At 72.8% G+C, this 20,404-nt stretch carries 19 protein-coding genes; 12 read left to right on the forward strand and 7 right to left on the reverse strand.

Annotation, left to right across the window (positions count from 1 at the left end):
- Window positions 1-19: 19 nt before the first annotated feature.
- The 8 genes from AC07DO_RS13035 (at window position 20) to AC07DO_RS13070 (ending at window position 8,672) form a co-directional block, all read left to right on the forward strand.
- On the forward strand, window positions 20-898 hold the full coding sequence (locus AC07DO_RS13035; RefSeq protein WP_479059209.1) for an alpha/beta hydrolase family protein: 879 nt from the start codon (window positions 20-22) through the stop codon (window positions 896-898).
- 204 nt (window positions 899-1,102) lie between these two features.
- Window positions 1,103-2,074 (forward strand): alpha/beta hydrolase, encoded by a 972-nt coding sequence (locus AC07DO_RS13040; RefSeq protein ID WP_479059725.1) that lies wholly within the window; start codon window positions 1,103-1,105, stop codon window positions 2,072-2,074.
- Window positions 2,067-3,284, forward strand: a complete 1,218-nt coding sequence (locus tag AC07DO_RS13045) for an acyltransferase family protein (RefSeq protein ID WP_479059210.1) — start codon at window positions 2,067-2,069, stop codon at window positions 3,282-3,284. Before AC07DO_RS13040 ends, AC07DO_RS13045 begins: the two co-directional genes overlap by 8 nt.
- Before the next feature lie 10 nt (window positions 3,285-3,294).
- Window positions 3,295-4,671, forward strand: coding sequence for a sensor histidine kinase (locus AC07DO_RS13050; RefSeq protein WP_479059212.1), 1,377 nt, complete (start codon window positions 3,295-3,297; stop codon window positions 4,669-4,671).
- On the forward strand, window positions 4,668-5,342 hold the full coding sequence (locus tag AC07DO_RS13055) for a response regulator (protein ID WP_479059213.1): 675 nt from the start codon (window positions 4,668-4,670) through the stop codon (window positions 5,340-5,342). Before AC07DO_RS13050 ends, AC07DO_RS13055 begins: the two co-directional genes overlap by 4 nt.
- An 87-nt stretch (window positions 5,343-5,429) precedes the next feature.
- Entirely contained in the window at window positions 5,430-6,770 is a 1,341-nt protein-coding gene (locus AC07DO_RS13060; protein ID WP_479059215.1) for a sensor histidine kinase, read from the forward strand.
- Entirely contained in the window at window positions 6,767-7,435 is a 669-nt protein-coding gene (locus tag AC07DO_RS13065) for a response regulator (protein WP_479059216.1), read from the forward strand. The genes AC07DO_RS13060 and AC07DO_RS13065 overlap by 4 nt, the downstream gene beginning before the upstream one ends.
- A 19-nt stretch (window positions 7,436-7,454) precedes the next feature.
- Window positions 7,455-8,672, forward strand: a complete 1,218-nt coding sequence (locus tag AC07DO_RS13070; RefSeq protein ID WP_479059217.1) for a cytochrome P450 — start codon at window positions 7,455-7,457, stop codon at window positions 8,670-8,672.
- Between the two features lie 236 nt (window positions 8,673-8,908).
- Here the strand turns inward: AC07DO_RS13070 and AC07DO_RS13075 are convergent, their stop codons facing one another.
- Entirely contained in the window at window positions 8,909-9,808 is a 900-nt protein-coding gene (locus AC07DO_RS13075) for a diacylglycerol kinase (protein ID WP_479059218.1), read from the reverse strand.
- Window positions 9,809-9,984: 176 nt separating this feature from the next.
- Between AC07DO_RS13075 and AC07DO_RS13080 the strand changes: the two genes are divergently transcribed.
- Both AC07DO_RS13080 and AC07DO_RS13085 read left to right on the forward strand, forming a co-directional pair.
- Window positions 9,985-11,268, forward strand: coding sequence for an adenylosuccinate synthase (locus AC07DO_RS13080; RefSeq protein WP_479059219.1), 1,284 nt, complete (start codon window positions 9,985-9,987; stop codon window positions 11,266-11,268).
- Window positions 11,269-11,439: 171 nt separating this feature from the next.
- Entirely contained in the window at window positions 11,440-12,081 is a 642-nt protein-coding gene (locus AC07DO_RS13085) for a Uma2 family endonuclease (protein WP_479059220.1), read from the forward strand.
- Here the strand turns inward: AC07DO_RS13085 and AC07DO_RS13090 are convergent.
- From AC07DO_RS13090 to AC07DO_RS13105, 4 genes are all read right to left on the reverse strand, one after another.
- Window positions 11,976-13,532, reverse strand: coding sequence for a substrate-binding domain-containing protein (locus tag AC07DO_RS13090; RefSeq protein WP_479059221.1), 1,557 nt, complete (start codon window positions 13,530-13,532; stop codon window positions 11,976-11,978). The genes AC07DO_RS13085 and AC07DO_RS13090 overlap by 106 nt on opposite strands.
- Window positions 13,533-13,672: 140 nt before the next feature.
- Window positions 13,673-15,502: a serine/threonine-protein kinase gene (locus AC07DO_RS13095; RefSeq protein WP_479059223.1), complete on the reverse strand. Its 1,830-nt coding sequence runs from the start codon at window positions 15,500-15,502 to the stop codon at window positions 13,673-13,675.
- A gap of 97 nt (window positions 15,503-15,599) precedes the next feature.
- On the reverse strand, window positions 15,600-16,115 hold the full coding sequence (locus tag AC07DO_RS13100; RefSeq protein WP_479059726.1) for a MarR family winged helix-turn-helix transcriptional regulator: 516 nt from the start codon (window positions 16,113-16,115) through the stop codon (window positions 15,600-15,602).
- Window positions 16,116-16,129: 14 nt separating this feature from the next.
- Complete coding sequence (locus AC07DO_RS13105) at window positions 16,130-16,735, reverse strand: DJ-1/PfpI family protein (RefSeq protein WP_479059225.1); 606 nt, start codon at window positions 16,733-16,735, stop codon at window positions 16,130-16,132.
- A 159-nt stretch (window positions 16,736-16,894) separates the two neighbouring features.
- Between AC07DO_RS13105 and AC07DO_RS13110 the strand changes: the two genes are divergently transcribed.
- Window positions 16,895-17,542 (forward strand): DUF4956 domain-containing protein, encoded by a 648-nt coding sequence (locus tag AC07DO_RS13110; protein WP_479059226.1) that lies wholly within the window; start codon window positions 16,895-16,897, stop codon window positions 17,540-17,542.
- Window positions 17,539-18,345: a VTC domain-containing protein gene (locus AC07DO_RS13115; RefSeq protein WP_479059228.1), complete on the forward strand. Its 807-nt coding sequence runs from the start codon at window positions 17,539-17,541 to the stop codon at window positions 18,343-18,345. Before AC07DO_RS13110 ends, AC07DO_RS13115 begins: the two co-directional genes overlap by 4 nt.
- On the opposite strand, the gene AC07DO_RS13120 is transcribed toward AC07DO_RS13115, so the two are convergent.
- Complete coding sequence (locus AC07DO_RS13120; protein WP_479059230.1) at window positions 18,284-19,672, reverse strand: sensor histidine kinase; 1,389 nt, start codon at window positions 19,670-19,672, stop codon at window positions 18,284-18,286. The genes AC07DO_RS13115 and AC07DO_RS13120 overlap by 62 nt on opposite strands.
- Window positions 19,672-20,367 (reverse strand): response regulator transcription factor, encoded by a 696-nt coding sequence (locus AC07DO_RS13125; RefSeq protein WP_479059232.1) that lies wholly within the window; start codon window positions 20,365-20,367, stop codon window positions 19,672-19,674. The genes AC07DO_RS13120 and AC07DO_RS13125 overlap by 1 nt, the downstream gene beginning before the upstream one ends.
- Window positions 20,368-20,404 lie beyond the last annotated feature (37 nt).

The raw sequence follows: 20,404 nt of genomic DNA on the forward strand, positions 1-20,404 counted from the left end.
GCTGTGGAGAGGTTGCCGCATGCCGGACGACGCCGCCGTGGCCCGCGATGCCGCCGAGGCCGAAGCCGCCTTCTCGCATCCCGCCGTGGAGCCGGACGCCACCGTCGCGTACGGCGACCACCCCGACCAGGTCGTGGACCTCTACGCCCCCAGGGGCGACACCCCGCGCCCGGCCCCCCTCGTCGTCGTCCTGCACGGCGGCGCCTGGCGCGCGCCCTACGACCGGCAGCACGTCACCCCCTTCGCCGACTTCCTGGCCCGCCGCGGCTTCGCGGTGGCCAACGTCGAGTACCGCAGGGGCAGCCCGATCCCCGCCCAGGGCGGCACCGGCCCCGTCGCCGGGCGCTGGCCGGAGACCTTCGACGACGTGGCCGCCGCGTTCGACACGCTCCCCGCGCTCGTACGGGACGCGCTGCCCTCCGCCGATCCGCGCCGCACCGTGGTGACCGGGCACTCCGCCGGCGGCCACCTCGCGCTGTGGGTGGCCGCACGGCACCTGCTGCCCGCCGACGCTCCCTGGCGCACCGGCAGGCCCGCCCCGCTGCGCGGTGTCGTCGCGCTGGCGCCGATCGCCGACTTCCGTACCGCGGAGGCGCTGGAGGTCTGCGGGGGCGCGTCCGCGCAACTCCTGGGCGGCGCGGCCCGCTTCGAGGAGCGGCTGCCGTACGCCGACCCGGCCGCGCTGCTGCCCTCCGGCATCGCCACGACGGTCGTGCAGGGACGCACCGACATCGTCGTGCCGCAGGCCGTGTCCGAGGCGTACGCCGACGCGGCGGCCAGGGCGGGCGAGGTCGTGGGCCTGACGCTCCTCGAGGACGTGGGGCACTTCCCGTTGATCGACCCGGCGGCCGACGCGTGCGCGGTCGTCGCGGAGGAGATCGCGCAACTGGCCTTCTGACGACCGTCGGTGGGCGCCCGTGGGATGGTGGGGGCCCGTGGGATGGTGGAGGCCCGTGGGGCCCCGGGATACCCGTAATACCTGAGAGCTACGCGCGGCTGTATACCCCAGCGTGATGTGAGCTACAGAGCCTGATCCATAACTTCCTTTCCGTGAGCGCGAGTCGGAACCCCGGCCCGCGAAGAAGCGGAAGGGTAGGACGTGATGAGGTTCCGGGCCGGACGGCTGCGCCGCACCCTGTTGGCCGTCGGCGTCGCCGCCGCCGTGGTGATCCCGCTGTCGGGCGCCGCCCGCCCGGAGATCCCGGCCCCCGCCCCCGCCTCCCTCGGCCGCGTCACGGCGGCCACGCTCCCCGGCGCGTACACGGCGAACCGGGCCAACGCCAGCCGGGCGGCGGCCCTGGCCGAGGGGTACGGCGCGAAGGAGCGGGCCGCGACCCTGCGCGCCATGGCCTCCCCGCACCGCACGTTCCTCGCCTTCGACGGGCGCGGCACCGGCCGCACCGCCGAGGTGTTCGGCGACCTGGCGGACGCGGACCGCGTCGCCGTCCTCGTACCGGGCTCGGACACGTCCCTCGACTCGTACGACAGGCTGCGCTCCGGCGCCCTGGCCCTGCGCGCGGAGCTCGACCGGCAGGCCGGGCCCGCCCCGCGCACGGCCGTCGTGGCCTGGCTCGGATACGAGACGCCGGGCACCGTCAGCCCCGCCGTCCTCACCACGGGCCGCGCGGACGCCGCGGCGCCCGCCCTGCGCTCCTTCGTCGGCGGACTCCACGCGATCAACGCCCACGCGCGTGTGTCCCTGCTCTGCCACTCGTACGGCTCGGTGGTGTGCGCCAGTGCCGCGGCGGACCCGCGCGGCCTGTACGTCGCCGACATCGCGCTCTACGGCAGCCCGGGCACCGGCGTCGACAAGGCCGCCGACCTGCACACACGGGCCCGGATCTGGGCGGGGCGCGGCTCCGACGACTGGATCGCCGACGTGCCGCACACCAGCGCCGACCTCTTCGGCACGACCGTCGGCTTCGGCACCGACCCGGTCTCCGCGGAGTACGGCGCCCGCGTCTTCGCGGCGGGCGACGGCGGCCACAGCGACTACCTGAAGCCGGGCTCGGTCCCGCTCGGCAATCTCGCACGGATCGTGCGAGGCGACGCACCGGAGGTCACTCATGCGTGAGCACCGCCTTTCCGCCCACCGCCTTTCCGCCCTCGTCCGGCGCGTGGACGCCGCCACACCACCCGGCAGGGACCGTGCCCTCGACGCGCTGCGGGCCCTCGCCATCCTCGGCGTGGTGGGCGGCCACTGGCTGGTCACCGCCCTGGTCCCGGACGGCGGCACGCTGCACACGGCGAGCCCGCTGAGCGGCATGCCGTGGCTCGCGCCGATCTCCTGGGTCTTCCAGACGCTGGCCGTGTTCTTCCTGGTGGGCGGATACGTGGCGGCGAAGGGGTACGCGGCGGCCCGCGAGCGCGGCACCGGATACCGCGCGTGGCTCGCCGCCAGGATCGGCCGCCTCTTCAGGCCGGTCGCCGCCGTACTCGCGCTGTGGACCGCCGTCACCGCGGGCCTGCTCCTGTCCGGCGCGGACCTGGCCACCGTCCACACGCTGGTCGAGCTGGCGCTCTCGCCCCTGTGGTTCCTGCTGGTCTTCGCGGCGCTCACCGCCGCCACCCCGCTGGTGCGGCGGCTCAACCCGCTGTGGCCGCTGGCCGTCGTTCTCCACGTGGACCTCGTGCGGTTCGGCTTCGGCGGCCCCGCGTGGCTGGGCTGGGTGAACGTGGCGGCGGGCTGGCTCGTGCCGTACACCCTGGGCGCCGCCTGGTCGCGGGGCGAGCTGACGCGGACGGCGGGACGGGTGCTGCTCGTGGGCGGCGCGGCGGCCACCGCGGGCCTCGTCCTGTGGGCCGGCTACCCGGCCGCGATGGTCGGCGTGCCGGGCGGGACGGTGTCGAACCTGGACCCGCCGACCCTGGCGGCCGCCACCTTCGGCCTCGCCCAGTGCGGCCTCGCGGTGCTGCTGCGGGAGCCCCTGGGCCGGTGGCTGCGCAGGCCCGCGGCCTGGGCGGCGGTCGCCCTCGTGAACCTGTCCGCGATGACGATATTCCTCTGGCACCAGACCGCCCTGATGGCGGTCACCGCGCTCGGCCTGCTCGCCGGAACCCCGCTGCCCGGCCTGCACACGGCGCCGGACGGCCCGAGCTGGGTACTGGCCCGCGTCGCCTGGCTCCCGGCCTTCGGACTCGGACTCGCGGTATGCCGGTCGGCGTTCCGCACGTACGAGAGGGGCGCCCGGGGCGGGACCCCCGGTGGGCAGGCGCCGGCCCCCGGTGGGCAGGCGCGGCGTGGGGTCGGGGGCGTGGCGGCGGAGGGGGTGCGGCGTGCCTAGGGTTGATCTTGTGAAAGAGGCGGACCGCGGCAGCGGTGACGGGGAGCGGTTCGACCGGGCGGTCGTGGCGGGGCTGAAGGTCTTGCGCCGCGATCTGGGGACGGCGGCGCGCATGCCGCTGCCGCCGTTCCGGCAGCCCCGGCTGCTGCGCTGGTTCCCGCACGTCGTGGTCGTCGGCGTCACCGTCACCACGACCGTCGGCAACCTCGACCAGCTGTCGCAGCGCTACCACCTCGGGCACACCGTCGGCACGCTGATGGCGCTGCTGCAGGCCGCCGCGCTGCTCCTCGCGCTGGTGCGGCCGGTGCCCGCGTGGTGGCTGTCCCTCGCCATGAACACGACCGCCGCCGCCCTGACGACGGTGCCGTCCGTCCAGGGCGCCGCCCTGGTGGCAGTGCCGTCCGACCAGGGCCCCCAACCCTGGCCGTGGGGCCCGCCCGCACTCTTCGCACACGCCACGGTGACGCTGCTGCTCGCGCTGCGGCTGCCGGCCAGGGCCGCCTGGGCGGCGTGCGGGCTGAGCGTCGGCGTCCCGCTCCTGCTGCAACAGACGAGCAACCCCGGCCCGTACGACACGACGGTGCCCCTCGCGGCCCTCGTGTTCGGCGCCGTCACCCTCGTCGGCACCCTCCTGCGCGGCCGCCGCGAGGTCCGCACCCGGCTCGTCGAGCAGGAGACCATCACCGCCGAGGAGCGGGCCCGCCGCACCCTCCTCGAGGAGCGCAGCCGCATCGCCCGCGAACTGCACGACGTGGTCGCCCACCACATGTCCGTCATCTCCATCCAGGCGCAGGTCGCCCCGCACCTGGTCGAGGACCCGCCCGACGAGCTCAGGGAGAACCTCGCGGGCATCAGGGAGAACGCCCTCGAAGCCCTCACCGAGCTGCGCCGCGTCCTCGGCGTCCTGCGCTCGGAGAACCCCGGGGACCCGGAGGCCGCCCCGCAGGCCCCGCTGCCCACCCTGGACCGTCTGGACGTCCTCCTCGACAACGCGCGCGCGGCCGGGCTCACCGTGCGCCGCGAGAGCGCGGGGGAGCCGCGGCCGCTGTCGCCAGGCGTCGACCTGTCGGCGTACCGCATCGTGCAGGAGGCGCTCAGCAACGCGATCCGGCACGCGCCGGGCTCGACGGTGCGGATCGACCTCACGTACGCGCGGCCCGGGCTCCACGTCCGGGTCACCGACTCCGGCGCGCGCACCGCCGCGCCGCCGTCGCCCGGCGCGGGCCACGGGCTGCTCGGCATGCGGGAGCGGACGGCGATGCTGGGCGGCGACCTCGCCACGGGCCCCACCCAGGACGGCGGCTACGAGGTATCGGCCTTCCTGCCGTACACGACCACACCCACACCCACATCCATGACACCGACCGACGGAGAGACCACGCCATGACGATCAAGGTCCTGATCGCCGACGACCAGATCATGGTCAGGCAGGGCTTCTCCGTCCTGCTCAACGCCGAGCCGGACATCGAGGTGATCGGCCAGGCCGTCGACGGCGCGGACGCGGTCGCCAAGGTCGCCGGGCTCGTGCCGGACGTGGTCCTCATGGACATCCGCATGCCCGAGCTGAGCGGCATCGAGGCGACCCGCCGCATCACGGCGGCCCAGCCCGACGTGCGCGTCCTGGTCCTCACCACCTTCGACCTCGACGAGTACGTGTACGAGGCGCTGCGCGCGGGCGCCTCCGGGTTTCTGCTCAAGGACGCGTCGGCGGACCAGCTCGCCGAGGCGGTCCGTGTCGTGGCGGCCGGGGACGCGCTGCTCGCGCCGGGGATCACCCGGCGCCTCATCGCGGAGTTCTCCCGCATGGACGGCGGGACGCGCGGCCCGCTCAAGCCGCGGGTCGGCGAGCTGACCGGACGCGAGACGGAGGTCCTCGCCCTGATCGCGCAGGGCCTGTCGAACGCGGAGATCGCCTCCCGGCTCGTGGTCGCCGAGCAGACCGTGAAGACGCACGTCGGCCGCATCCTGGTGAAGCTGGGCCTGCGCGACCGCACGCAGGCCGCGGTGTACGCGTACGAGACGGGCGTGGTGCGCCCGTCGGGCCGCGGCACCCCGTAGGGCCGCCGAGTAGTACCTGCGACGGACCCCGCGGAACCCGTCTTGCTGTGGACGACCCGTCTGCCGCCTGCCCTTACCTTCGTAGACGTGACCGATACGACTGAGCAGCTCAAGGCCAGAGGCCGGAAGAGCCCCGAGTACCACCTCGTGCGGGAGGCCTTCGGCGGCCTGCGCGAGGCGCTGTTCCACGACGCCTTCGCCTACCGGCTGCTGCCGCCCGCGGCGACGGAGGGCCGCCTGGCCCGCCTCCTCCCGCAACGGATACGCGGGTACGCCGTGTGGACCCCGCACGCCCTGGTGGGCGCCGCGGCCCTCTTCACCCTGACCATCGCGTACAACGTGGGCCTCGGCACCGACGAGGTCGCGCACCTCCTCACCGGCTTCGTCCCGGCGGCCGCCGTCCTGATGACCCTGGTCAGGCCGGTCGGCGCCTTCTGGGTCTCGCTCGCCACGACCCCGTTCACCGCGGTGCTCGGCAACACGTACGACGGCTGGCCGTGGACGCCCGCCGCGTTCTTCGCGCACATCGTGGTGATGGTCGTCGTCGCGGCCAGGACCGGCCCGCGCACCGCCCTGTGGATGTGGCTCGCCACGGCGGCGTACAGCCTCGTCACGGAGGTGTGGCTCGGGTCGCCCGGCGCCTCCGACGCCCCGATGATGCTGTTCTTCTCGGCGCTCGCACTCCTGGTCACCACCGTGGTGCACGTGCGCCGCGAGGCGCAGCGCGAGGTCACCGTGCAGCGCACCGTCACCGCCATCGAGCGCGACAAGCGCACGCTGCTCGAGGAGCGCACGAACATCGCCCGCGAGCTGCACGACGTGGTCGCCCACCACATGTCCGTCGTCGCCATCCAGGCCGAGGCCGCGCCCTACCGCGTGGAGAACCCGCCGCCCGAGCTGGAGCAGGCGTTCGTGACGATCCGCGAGAACGCGGTGTCCGCGCTCACCGAACTGCGCCGCGTCCTCGGCGTCGTACGGGCGGAGGACTACGAGGCGCCGGACGCCCCGCAGCCCACGCTCGCCGACCTCGACCGGCTCCTGGACAACGTCCGCGACGCCGGCCTGACCGTCGACAAGGTGATCACCGGAGCGGTCAGGGAACTCCCGCAGGGCGTGGAGCTCTCCGCGTACCGCATCGTGCAGGAGGCGCTGAGCAACAGCCTGCGCCACGCGCCCGGCGCCGCCGCGCGCGTCGAGGTCGGCTACGTCCTCGGCGGCCTGGGCCTGCGCGTCGTGAACGGCCCGGCGACCGGCCTGGTCAAGCCCTCACCGGGCGCGGGCCACGGCATCACCGGCATGCGGGAGCGCGTGACGATGCTGAACGGCGAGATGACGGCGGAACCGGCCGCCGACGGCGGCTACGAGGTCACGGTCTTCCTGCCGGTGCCGCTCGCGGACCGCATGGACCCGGCGGGAGATGACGCATGACGATCAAGGTGCTGATCGCCGACGACCAGATGATGGTGCGCGAGGGCTTCTCCGTCCTCCTGAACGCCATGCCCGACATCGAGGTCATCGGCGAGGCCGTCAACGGACGCGAGGCGGTCGAGCGCGTCCGTGAACTCGCCCCCGACGTCGTCCTGATGGACATCCGCATGCCCGAGCTGAACGGCATCGAGGCGACCCGCGAGATCATCGCGTCCGAGGGCAACTCGAAGGTGCTCGTCCTGACCACCTTCGACCTCGACGAGTACGTCTACCAGGCGCTCCGCGCGGGCGCCTCCGGCTTCCTCCTCAAGGACGCGTCGGCACGCCAACTCGCGGACGGCGTAAGGGTGGTGGCGTCCGGCGAGGCACTGCTCGCGCCGACCGTGACGCGCCGTCTGATCACGGAGTTCTCGAAGCTCGCGGAGACGCCGCGGCTCTCGGCGACGGTCCAGGCGCAGCAGTACGGGGAGCTCACCGAGCGCGAGACGGAGGTCCTCGTCCTCATCGCGCAGGGCCTGTCGAACGCGGAGATCGCCTCCCGGCTCGTGGTCGCCGAGTCGACCATCAAGACGCACGTCAGCCGGGTCCTGGTGAAGCTGGGGCTGCGGGACCGCACGCAGGCGGCGGTGTTCGCGTACGAGGCGAGGCTGGTCACGCCGGGCTGAACGGGACTAGCGTCCGTCCATGGACGTAGCCTCCGAGGTCTTCGCCCCCTCGTCACCGGAGTTCCTGGCCGACCCCTACCCGGCGTACGCACGCCTGCGCGAGGCGGGCCGCGCCCACTACTACGAGCCCACCGGCCAGTGGCTGATCCCGCACCACGCGGACGTGGCGGCCCTCCTCCGTGACCGGCGCCTGGGCCGCACGTACCTGCACCGCTTCACGCACGAGGAGTTCGGCCGCACGCCCCCGCCGCCCGAGCACGAGCCGTTCCACACCCTCAACGACAACGGCATGCTCGACCTGGAGGCTCCCACCCACACCCGCATCCGCCGCCTGGTCTCCAAGGCGTTCACCCCCCGAACCATCGCCCAACTCCACCCGTACATAACCCAGTTGGCGGAAGACCTCGTAAGCGACTTCCTGACGGCCGGCGGCGGCGACCTGAAGGCCCGCGTGGCCGAACCGCTGCCGGTGGCGGTCATCGCCCAGATGCTGGGCATTCCCGAGAGCGACCGGGCCCTGCTGCGCCCCTGGTCGGCGGCGATCTGCGGAATGTACGAGCTGAACCCCTCCGAGGAGACGGCGGCACAAGCGGTCCGCGCCAGCCGCGAATTCACCGCATACCTACACGAACTGATAACGGCCCGCCGCAACAAACCGGGCGAGGACCTGATCTCGTCCCTGATCGCGGCGTACGAGGACGGGGAGTCGCTCAGCGAGCAGGAGATGATCTCCACGTGCGTGCTGCTCCTCGACGCGGGCCACGAGGCGACGGTGAACGCCACGGTCAACGGCTGGTACGCGCTGTTCCGCAACCCGGCACAGCTGGCCGCGCTGCGGGCCGACCCGGCCGGACTCGCCCCCACGGCGGTCGAGGAACTGATGCGGTACGACACCCCGCTCCAGCTCTTCGAGCGCTGGGTCCTCGACGACATCGAGATCGGCGGCGTGACGATCCCGCGCGGCGCGGAGCTGGCACTCCTCTTCGGCTCCGCCAACCACGACCCAACGGTCTTCGACGCCCCCACCGCACTGAACCTGTCCCGCCGCGACAACCCGCACATCTCCTTCAGCGCGGGCATCCACTACTGCATCGGCGCGCCCCTGGCCCGCATGGAACTGACGGCATCCCTCCACGCCCTGCTCCGCCAGGCCCCCACCCTCACCCTGGCGACACCCCCGCCCACCCCCCAAAACTTCGTGATCCGAGGCTACGAACACCTCCTGGTAACCCCCTGAGCCCGCATCCCGCCCCGCCCCGCCGCCGCACCCGCGTACGAGACGCGAGGGGACGTGGGGGTATGTGCGCACGGAGCACAGAGCAAACGAGGACGCCCGGAAACATCCGACCCTGACGCAGGGATGGCGAGTACGCACATACCCCCGCGGCCCCGCCCCCCACCGAACGCCAGGCGCAGAAACCCAGCCCAAGGCGCCCCCCCCTTAAGGCCCCCCAAGGCGCCCCGCCAGAACCCTCACCGAGGCAACGTAAGCCCCCAGGCCCGAGCCCGCACCGTCCACGTACGAGTCCGCACAGGCCCCGCCACCACCGAGTCCGCCCGGTACCGAAAATCCGCCCCCGAAACAGTCACCGTCCGCGCCCGCACCCGTACCGGCGAAGCATCCGCCCCCGCCGACGGCGACGGACGGACCTCCACACGGGCCAGCCCACCGCCTCCCGCGGTGACGCGAACGCCCTCGACGGGCTGGTCGAGGCCCACGAGCGTGACCCCGTCCGCCTCGATCCGGAGCCGGGCCGGCGGCGCGGTCCGAGAGGGCCGGGCGGGACGCGCCGCGAGCGTGCGTACGAACGACTGGCAAGAGCGGAACCACGCATGCCCCTCCGCCGTGCCCCCCACCCTCCCGGCGACCACCCGAGAGGACCCCGCGCCCACAGCCGAGGAGACGGCATCCACGTCATCAACCCCCACCCGGCCCCTGCCCACCGGCGGAATCCGAAGATCACCGACCACGACCCCGTCACTGTCGTCCACCAGCAGGTCGAGTCTCCGTTCGGCGCCCTCGAGGACCGCCCGCGCCGCGGCCACGGCCCCCGCCGGCACCCCGAGCCCGCGCGTCAGCGTCAGCGTCTGCGCGGCGCCCACGGGGACGACGGAAAGCGCGCACCCGGCGAGGTCCCGCTCCCGGTGCAGCACCCCCACCGCCCGCAGCAGCGCCCGGTCGTCCCCGACCACCACGAGCCGCCGCGTACCCCTCCTGGCCAGCGCTTTCGTGAAGTCCTCGGGCCCGTCCGGCAGGCAGAGACGGACCGCCGCACCCGCACCGAGCACGTCCTTCGCGATCCGCACCGACTCACCGTCCGTGCGCCGGGCGACCGGGTCGATGACGACTAGGAGCTGGTCGCGAGCCGACAACGTGCGCCCTTTCTTTTAGCCGTTCTTTGAGACCTCGGGTAGCATCTTTGTGCAAGAGCCCCTTGCGCTATTGCGCCAGGGGCTTCGTCTATTCCGGGGCAGCATCCAAGGCACACCCATACGGCGGCTACGGCCCCAGACCTTGGACATGCCCCGCCCGGAAGGGGTGTACGCCTGTGCCCGCACTTGTGCTGCTCGGTGCTCAGTGGGGTGACGAAGGCAAGGGAAAGGCCACTGACCTGCTCGGTGGCTCCGTGGACTATGTAGTGCGCTACCAGGGCGGCAACAACGCCGGCCACACGGTCGTCGTAGGCGACCAGAAGTACGCGCTGCATCTCCTCCCTTCCGGGATTCTCTCCCCGGACTGCGTGCCCGTCATCGGCAACGGAGTCGTCGTCGACCCGTCGGTCCTGCTCTCCGAGCTGAGCGGTCTGAACGAGCGCGGCGTCGACACGTCGAAGCTGCTGATCAGCGGAAACGCGCACATCATCACGCCGTACAACGTGACGGTCGACAAGGTCGGCGAGCGTTTCCTCGGCAAGCGGAAGATCGGCACGACGGGCCGCGGCATCGGCCCGACCTACGCCGACAAGATCAACCGCACCGGCATCCGCGTGCAGGACCTCTATGACGAGTCGATTCTGCAGCAGAAGGTCGAAGCGGCCCTGGAGCAGAAGAACCAGCTCCTGACGAAGGTGTTCAACCGCCGCGCGATCGAGGCGGAGCAGATCGTCGAGACGCTCCTGGAGCACGGCGAGAACATCAAGCAGTACGTCGCCGACACCACGCTGATCCTGAACAACGCGCTCGACGACGACAAAGTCGTCCTGTTCGAGGGCGGCCAGGGCACGCTCCTGGACGTGGACCACGGCACGTACCCCTTCGTCACCTCCTCGAACCCGACCGCGGGCGGCGCCTGCACGGGTACGGGCGTCGGCCCGACGAAGATCAGCCGGGTCATCGGCATCCTGAAGGCGTACACGACCCGCGTCGGCGCGGGCCCCTTCCCGACCGAGCTGTTCGACCAGGACGGCGAGGACCTGCGCCGCATCGGCGGCGAGCGCGGTGTCACCACGGGCCGTGACCGCCGCTGCGGCTGGTTCGACGCCCCGATCGCCCGCTACGCGACGCGCGTCAACGGCCTGACGGACTTCTTCCTCACGAAGCTCGACGTCCTCACCGGCTGGGAGCAGATCCCGGTCTGCGTGGCGTACGAGATCGACGGCAAGCGCGTCGAGGAGCTCCCGTACAACCAGACCGACTTCCACCACGCGAAGCCGATCTACGAGATGCTGCCGGGCTGGTCCGAGGACATCACCAAGGCGCAGACCTTCTCCGACCTGCCGAAGAACGCGCAGGGTTACGTGAAGGCGCTGGAGGAGATGTCCGGCGCGCCGATCTCCGCGATCGGCGTGGGCCCGGGCCGCACGGAGACGATCGAGATCAACTCGTTCGTCTGAGCCGTCGTCGCGAGACGACGGGTAGCTCACTCGAAGGGGTGGGTCGCGCTGGAGTGCGACCCACCCCTTCGTCATGCCCGGAAGACTGGCGGGCATGACAGCCAGCGGCGTTACCGTGGGAGGGCATCTCCGACATGCCCGAGCGAGGAGTAGGCCGATGAGTGCGCAGCCTTGGCGGAGAACCGGGGTGAGCGGGTGCGGGCAGACATCACGGATCAGGAGATCACCGTCCACATGATGTCCCCCTCCAATCCGCGCGGTCGGATCGTGATGCAGATCGGCCTGCAGGTCGAGAACCAGGATCGCGACGCAGTCGCCCTCCCCGGAACACGGGTTCACCGTCCCGACCTGGGCCTGGGCCGGACGGCTGACCTGCTGATTCTGACGACCGAGGCCTGGGACCGGCAGACCGAGGACTTCGCCACCTTCGCCCCCGACGTCTCCGCCGCTGTCGAAGTCGTCTCCCCCTCGAACCCGGGTAACGACCACGTCACCAAACTCCGCGACTACCCCCGCATGGGCGTACCCGTCTATGTGATCGTCGACCCCCGTGACGGCACCATCACCGTGCACTCCGGCCCCGACACGTCCGCCGGCGAACCGCGGTACGCGGACGCCCCGCGCCACTACAAGTTCGGTGACACCGTCCAGATGGGTGCCTGGTCCGTCGACACCGGCAACTTCCCCCGCTACCGCTCCTGCCCCCGTCAGCCGGGCCGTGAGTCGTCGCCGCAGACGCGCAGGCCCTCCGGGGTCGCGCACGGCAGATGGCCGTGGGTGCGGATGACGTCGAGGCCGGTGCCGCGCGCGTAGGCGAGGAACCCCGCGGCGAGGGAGTCGGCGGGCGGCAGGCCGTAGGTGTAGGCGTACTCGATCTCGCGGTAGGGGTAGCCGGTCTTCAGGAGCTGGTCGGTCGAGGGGGCGTGGCCCTCCAGGTCGAGGCGGTGCAGGCCTTTCAGGCCGGAGGCGGCGCGGAGTTCGCTGTAGCCGATGGCGCCGGGGATGCGGCCGACGGCGTCGAGGACCTGGTCGGTGGAGTCGAGTTCGCAGCGGGTGACGGGGACGGACCGGTCGTCCTGGGCGAGGCAGTCGTTGGACGACGCCTTGATCTCGAAGGTGCCGCCGAGGACGCGCCGCTGGAGCGTGTCGCGGGTCCCGGAGCTCGAACCGCGGCTGACCAGGACGACCGGCAGGTCGGGCCCGCCGAGCTCCTTCCAGTTGCGGACGTCGCCGCGGTAGAGGCGGCGCACCTGCGGCAGGGTCAGGTTCCGCAGCGGTACGCGGTCGTTGAGGACGAGGGCGAAGACGGAGACGGCGACGCGGGTCTCGGCGAGCCGGGGCAGGCCGTCGGACTTCGGCCCGTCGGAGAAGGCGAGAAGAGGAGGCGCCCCTTTGCCGCCCCCCGCCCGCCCGTACTTCCGCCCCGCGTCGTCCAGTTCGCGCACGCCCGCCGCGCTGCCGTGGGCGCTGACCGTGATGTCGGAACCGGGGCAGTCGTCCTCGTACTTGTCGGCGAGCTCCTCGACGACCGGCGCGAACGCCGTCGAACCGAGCACCGTCAGCTCACCGGCCGCGCACTCGATGGGCGGCGGCGGGTCGTCCTCGCGGAGCACGATGATCGAGGCCAGGGTGACGACGGACAGGGTGAGCAGGACGGTCAGGAGCTGTGCGGGCCGGGACAGCAGCGGCGGCTTGTCGTCGAGGGTGGTGGAGCGGTTGGGCTGTACGTCACCGGCCTGGATGCCGCCGGACAGGGTGACCTCGCCGCCGACGGGCCCGCCGGTGAGCAGGACGAGCAGCTTGTAGTGCTGTCCCCTGTTGAGCGGGACGCGCGGGATGTGCAGGGTGCTGCCCTCGTACCGCAGCCCGGCCGCGGCGGTGAAGTGCTCCATCAGGTGGTCGTCGCCGGACGGCGCGGTGACGGCGAGGCCGCGGACGGTGCGTCCCGTGAAGACGGCGGTGAGTCCGTGCAGCGCGCGCCCGCTGTAGTCGGCGTCGGAGACGGCTTGGGAGCCGTCGTTCTCGACGCGCAGCAGGACGAGCGTGGCGTCGGACATCTCGGGGGTCTCGTCGAACAGGCCGAGGCGGGCGTTGGCGCCGCCCGTCCGCACGTTGTCGCCTATGGCGGTGTCCAGCTGCACCCGGTAGCCGATCCGTTTGCGCCGAGGGACGCGCCGCTCGTACCAGAGCGCGCCGACCGTGGCGGCGAGCCCGAGGACAGCCGTGAGCACGGCGATGGTGTTCTCGGCGCTCAACCAGTCCATGGGCGGTGACGGTAGGCGGCGCGGGCGGGCCGGGGGCGCGGGCTTCGCCGTCTGGTCGACGACTGTTCGCGGAGGATTCAGTTCCCCCGCCGTACGTCTTACGGGGCTTCAGTTCCCCCGCCCGTATGCCTTAAGGGCGCTCAGTTCCCCTTGTCGTACGTCAACTCGCCGCTGCCGTCCGTGTTGGCGCGCCGCAGCTTGCCGTTGCCGAGGATGGTGATGACGCTCGGGTCGCCGGGCGTGCAGGACACCATGGGCTCGCCGACGGTGATCTCGGTGGGTCCGATGCGCAGCCGCTCGCCGGACGCGGAGACGAGTTTGCCCTGGAAGACGCAGTGATAGGTGCCGCCCCCGGCGGCGGGTCCGTCGGCCGTCACGGACAGCACGGTGTCGCCCTCCTCGCCCTGCTGGATGGTGAGTTCGCGGGTGCTGTGACCGTCTTTGGTGTCGAGGCCGCCGGACCAGGTGCCGAGGTACTTGTCCGGGACGGCGCCTTCGCCGGTGCCGGACGCCGACGGGCCGGGCGTGCTCGGCTCGGGCGTCGGCGAGGCGGAGTCCGGAGTCTTGGGCGCGCTGCTGGCGCTGTTCCCGTTGGCGGAGTCGTCGCGCGTCTTGTCGTCGGTGCCGTCGCCGTTCATGACGGCGTAGACGGTGCCGCCCGCTCCGAGAGCCACTATCAGGGCGACGACGATGAGCGCGGCGGTGGACCGCCCGCTGCGCCGCGCGGGCTCGGGCGGCGGGACGGGCCCGTACGGGGGAGTGGGGCCAAAGCCGGGCGGGGCGGCCTGGTGGGGGTAGCCGTAGGCGGGGTGCTGGGGTGGCTGCGCCGGGACGTGCTGCGGATATCCGTACACCGGGACGCTGGGCGGAGGCGTGGAAGGGGCCTGCCCGGAGACCATGGTGGGCAGGTGGTCGAGGGGAGCGGTGCCGGGCTTGCCGGGCGGGGGAGGAGTGGCGTCCTGCGCCGCACCGACGGAGCCGTCGCCGGCACCCCCAGCACTCCTACCACTCCCAGTACTCCCCGCACCCTCAGCACTCTCCGCGTCGTCCTCGGGATCCTCGGTCTCCAGCAACTGGACGGCGTGGCGTCCCAGTTGGGCGACGAGGGCTCCCGGGAGCCAGGGATCGAGGGTGTGCCCGTCCCCCAGGGCGTCGGCGGCCCCCGTACGCTCAAGGACCTCGTCGAGGGAGGGCCGGTCGCCCGGTTCCTTGCGAAGGCAGGCGGCGATCAGCTCCGCGAGCCCTTCGGGAAGCGCCGCCAGATCCGGCTCCTCCTGCGCGATGCGGAACATCAGCGCGTGCACGCCGCTGTTGGCGGTTCCGAAGGGCAGGGCGCCGGAGGCGGCGTAGGCGAGCACGGACCCGAGACAGAAGACGTCACAGGCAGGAGTGATCCGATCCCCCCGCACCTGTTCGGGGGCCATGAAGCCGGGCGACCCGACGAGCGCGCCGGTACGGGTGAGACCGCCGTCGGTGACGGTCTCCAGCGCTCGCGCGATCCCGAAGTCGATGACGCGGGGCCCGTCGATGGTGACGAGGACATTGCTCGGCTTGAGGTCACGGTGGACCATGCCGGCGGCGTGGATGTCCTTGAGGGCGTGCGCGAGCCCGGCGCCGAGGATGTTGACGGACCGCTCGGGCAACGGCCCGTGATCGTGCGAGACGACGCTCTGCAGCGAGGGCCCGGCGACGTAACCGGTGGCGAGCCACGGGATGGCGGCCTCGGTGTCGGCGTCCAGGACCGGCGCGGTCCAGGCGCCGCCGACCTGCCGGGCGGCCTGCACCTCCTGCCGGAACCGGTTCCGGAACTCCTCCTGCTCGGCGAGCTCCTGCCGAACGAGCTTCACGGCGACCGTGCGACCACGCTCGGACCGAGCGAGGTACACGTGCCCCATGCCCCCGGCCCCGAGCCGCGCCAACAGACGGTACGCGCCGATCCGCTGCGGATCCCCAGGCACGAGCTTCTCCATCGCCGCACCGACCTCCCCCACTGGTGTGCAACAGGGTGAGGAGTCTACTGACCGTTGACACGGCGGGGAGGCAATAGGGCGCTGGTGGTGCGGGTGTTCAGAGATCGGGATCGGCGGCGGCGGATCGCCGGTCCGCGTCGACGACGTCGTCCAGGACCGTGGCAAGGCGTTCCAGCACCCGTGCCGTCTCCGCGAACTCCGCCTCGCCGAGCGCGGCCGCCAAGCGGTCCGCCAGTTCCGCGTGGCCCGGGTCGATGCGGGAGACGGCCGCCCGGCCCTCGTCCGTCGGGCGGAGCAGTTTGGCGCGGCGGTGGGCCGGGTTCGGGGTGTATTGGGCGAGGCCCTTGCGGACGAGGAGGTCCGCCACCCGCTGCACGCTCTGGCGGGTGATGCCCATCGTGCGGGCGATGCCCGCGACCGGCAGCGGCTCGCGCAGCACCGCGCCGAGCACCTGCCACCAGGCCGCGGTGAGCCCCGCGGGCCCGGCCAGTCCCTCGGACGCGGTGAGGAACCGGCCGTTGAGGCGGAAGACCGTCAGGGCCGTGCGGGTCAGCAGGTCCTGGTGGGAGGGGGCGGGGGAGGGTGAGGGGGAAGGGGAAGCGGGCGTGGGCATCTGTGCGTCGTCGCTCACGAGTTCAGCGTCTCGTACGCCGCCGGGTCCGAGTCGTGGAAGAGGCGGTACCACGCGTCGAGCTTCTCGCCGTCGAGCACGTCGCCGAGGCGGCCGAAGATCTCGCGGGCGAACGCGACCGGCTCCGTGGGGCCCGCCGTGATCAGGTCGCCGTCGGTCACCGCGTCCGTCTCGACGTATCTCTCGCCGCCCTTGTAGCCGGTGGCGGTCAGGTACATCGACGCCGCGCTCGTGTGGGCGCGGTCGTCGAGCAGGCCCTCGCGGGCGAGGCCCGCCGTGGCTCCGCAGATCGCGCCGACAGGGACGCCCGCGTCCAGGAACGCGCGGGCCGTGCGGGCGAACGGGGCGAGGTCGTCGCTCGTGTCCCACAGGTCCGCGCCCGGCAGGATCAGCAAGGAGCTGTCCTCGGGGCGCAGTTCGGGGAGGGAGAGGTCGGGCTGGACGCGCAGGCCGCCGATGGAGACGACGGGTTCGGCCGACGCGGCGACCGTACGGACCTCGTAGCCGAAGCGGGCGAGCCAGGCCGTGGCGTGGCCGGTCTCCCAGTCGGCGAACGTGTCGTAGAGGGCGAGGTGCACGGGCTTGCGGGACGTGGGGGACATACGAGCCTCCGAGAAAGCGAGTGGCGTGCCTTGCGCTTCTGTAAGCATGCTGTCCTAATGACAGCATGCTGTCAATCAATCGGCATGGGTCGCGCGGGGGCTAGTTCGTTAACGTCCGCCAGGGGCGCCCTTAACCCGCCGCTCCCTAGCGTCCTTGCCATGGACAGCACACTGACCCTCTGCGCCCACCTGGGGCTCGACCTGGCCGCCGTCGCCCTGTTGACCTTCGGCGTGTTCTATCCGCGGCACCGGAGGCGCGAGCTCGTCCCCGCCTATCTCGCCCTGAACGTCGCGCTGTTCGCGATCGTCGCCGGGCTCGGGACCGTCGGCGGTGACGGCGGGCTCGCTCTCGGGTTCGGGCTCTTCGGCGTGCTCTCGATCGTGCGGCTGCGCTCCGACGCGCTGCAGCACCAGGAAGTCGCGTACTACTTCATCACCCTCGTACTCGGTCTCCTCTGCGGTCTGCCCGCGCTCGGACTGCCCGTGGCGGCGCTCCTCGCCGGTGTCCTGCTCGTCGTGATGTACGGCGCCGACCACCCCCGCCTCTTCGCTCGCGACCGGCGGGCCGTCGTCACGCTGGACTCCGTCCACCGCGAGGAGGAGTCCCTGCGGGCGGAGCTCGCGCGGCGGCTCGGGGAGCCGCTCGGGTGGACCGTCCAGGAAGTCGATTACGTACGCGACCTCATGGTCCTGGAAGTACGTTTCCGTCAGCCGGAACCTTCCGCGGTGTCCCGGGAGTTGACGGTACGACGACGCACGACCCGGTCCCGCACGATCGCCCCCAGCCACCCGAAGGAGACCGTGTGAACCCCGCCGTACGCGCCATCGGCCGCGCCGCCACCGCCGCGCACCCCATCGCGCTGGACGAGGTCAACGCAAGGGCGGAGCTGCTCGCCCGCTTCGACAACAGCTACCTCGTACCGGTCGAGATCTTCGAGGACCTCGCCGCCCTGCTCACCGATCCACGCAGGGCCGGCGGCCCCTTCCGGGCGCTCAGCGTCGGCGGCAAACGCTGGTTCCGCTACCACTCGACGTACTACGACACCCCCGACCTGGGCACCTTCCACGACCACCGCCAGGGCCGGCGCCTCCGCTACCGCATACGGGAGCGCGTCTACCGGGACAGCGGCGAGCGGCAGTTCGAGATCAAGCTGAAGAGCGGACGCGGCGAGACCGTCAAGCACCGGCAGCGGCTCGAAGGCGACGATCACGCCCTCGACGGGGTGCGGCTCGGGTTCCTCGCGGGCGTGCTCCGCGGTTCGTACGGCATCGAGGCGCCGGACGGCCTCACCCCCTCGCTCGTCACCGACTACCAACGGGCCACGTTCGTCGCCGACGGGCAGCGCGTCACCTGCGACGCGGGGCTCGTCGTGCGGGACACGGTGACGGGACGCAGCGCCGCCGCCGACAGCGGACTCGTCCTGGTGGAGACCAAGACCAAGGGGCATCTGACGGAGGCCGACCGCGTGCTGCACCGGTTCGGGGTGCGGGCGGCGGACTTCACCAAGTACTGCGGGGGGTACGCCGCGGTCAGGCCCGAGCTGGGCATCAACAAGTGGGCCCGGGCGGTACGGACGGCGTTCCCGCGGGGTGCTCGCGCGGGGGCGTGAGGGGAAAGGTCAGGGTGACGCGGGCGCCGGAGCCCCGGGGCGTGGCCGTCGCCGTCTCGAACGTGCCGCCCGCCTCCTCCGCCGTGCGGCGCGCGATGTCCAGGCCGAGGCCCGTGGAGCCCGCGCCGCTCGTGCCGCGGTCGGGGGCGGCCCCGGGGTCGGGGAAACCGGGCCCCTCGTCGGCGACGGTCAGCTCCGCCTGCCCGTCTGATGTGCGGCGGACCGTGAGGGAGAACGCCGTGCCGTGCGGGGTGTGGTCCAGGACGTTGCCGATCAGCGCGTCGAGGGCGGCGGCGAGTTCGTCCGCGGGCACCGGGACGGGCACGGAGACGGGTGCGGGGGCGGGGACCTTGCCGTCGTCCGGCGTCGTGGTCCGCACGGCCCGGTTCTGGTCCTCCGCCAACGGCGCCCAGAACGACGTACGTTCGCGCGCCACCGCCGCCAGGTCCGCGCGCGGAGCCTCGCGCAGGGGACGCCGCGCCTTGCGGATCACGTCGTCGACGCTGCGCTCCAGAGCCGAGACGTCCGCGGCGATGCGGTGTGCCTCGTCCGGATCGCGGAGGGTCTCCGCGTCCAGGCGCAGGGCGGCCACGGGGGTGCGCAGCCGGTGCGCGAGGTCGGCGGCGTTCTCGCGCTCGGCGGTGAGGAGCTCGTCGATACGGGCGGCGAGACGGTTCAGCTCGCCCGCGATCAGGCGCAGCTCGGGCGGGCCCTCCGGCTCGGCGCGGGCCGTCAGGTCGCCGGCGGCCAGCCGGTCCGCGGTACGGGCGAGGCGGCGCGTCGCACCGACCAGGCGCGCGCCGAGCCGGTCGGCGAGCAGGAGACCCAGGAGCACGAGGCCGACGCCGATGCCGGCCAGCACGAGCCAGGACGCGAGCGTGCCCGCGTACAACTGCCGCTCGCTGAGAGTCACTTGGACGACGGCCGTGCCGTCCTTGGCGCCCTGCACGGGGACCAGGACGAGGCGGCCGCCCGAGCTGGTCTCGTAGGTGAAGGCGCGGCCGGTACGGGCGAGGCGCACCGGGTCCGTGACGGCGGACCCGTGTCCGAGGCGGGGTCCGACGACCCGGCCGTCGGCGAGGATGAGCGACGTGCTGGGCAGGTCCTTCCCGTTGACGCTCTCCACCGTCTGCTCGGCCGTCTCCCGCTCGTCGGCGGTCGCCAGGGCCGGGCCGAGGGCGTGGGCGACCCACTGGGCGCGGGCGGTCGCCTCGGCCGTGGCGCGGTCGGCCGCGTGGCTCCGGGTGAGGAGGGTGAGGGGGACGAGGAGCGCGGTGAGGACGAGGGCGGTGGTGGCGGCCGTCAGGAGGAGGAGGCTGCGGCGCATCAGGAGGGGTCCTGTTCGCCGGGTGCCGCGAGTTTGACGCCGACCGTGCGGACGGTGTGCAGGTAACGGGGGCGCTGGGCCGTCTCGCCGAGCTTGCGGCGGAGCCAGGACAGATGGACGTCGACGGTCTTGTCGGCGCCGCCCAGGGGCTGTTGCCAGACCTCGGCGAGGAGTTCGCGGCGCGAGACGACCTGGCCGGGGCGGCGGGCGAGGTAGGCGAGGAGGTCGAACTCGCGGGGGGTCAGGTCGACGGCGGCCTCGTCGAGGGTGACCTCGCGGGAGGCGGGGTCGACGGAGAGGCCGCCCACGCGCAACGGCTCCTCGGTCTCGGTCACGCCGAGCCGGCGCAGTACGGCCTTGATCCTCGCGTCGAGTTGGGCGGCGCCGAACGGCTTGACGATGTAGTCGTCCGCGCCGGCCTCCAGGACGGTGACCATCTCGGGTTCGTCGTCCCGCGCCGTCGCCACGATGACGGGGACGTCGCTGACGGCACGCAGCATGCGCAGTACCTGCGCCCCGTCGACGTCGGGCAGCCCCAGGTCGAGCACGACCAGGTCGGGCCTGCTGGTCACCGCCGCGTCCAGACCCGCCATGCCGCTCGGCGCGGTCGCCACGGCGTGCCCCTTGTCGCGCAGGGCCCGCACGAGCGCGCCGCGGAGCTGGGGGTCGTCCTCGACGACGAGAAGATGCGCCATACAACCACCGTAGTCAGGGCCGGGGTGCGCGCCTTGG

Source organism: Streptomyces sp. NPDC045678 (genome assembly GCF_056432085.1).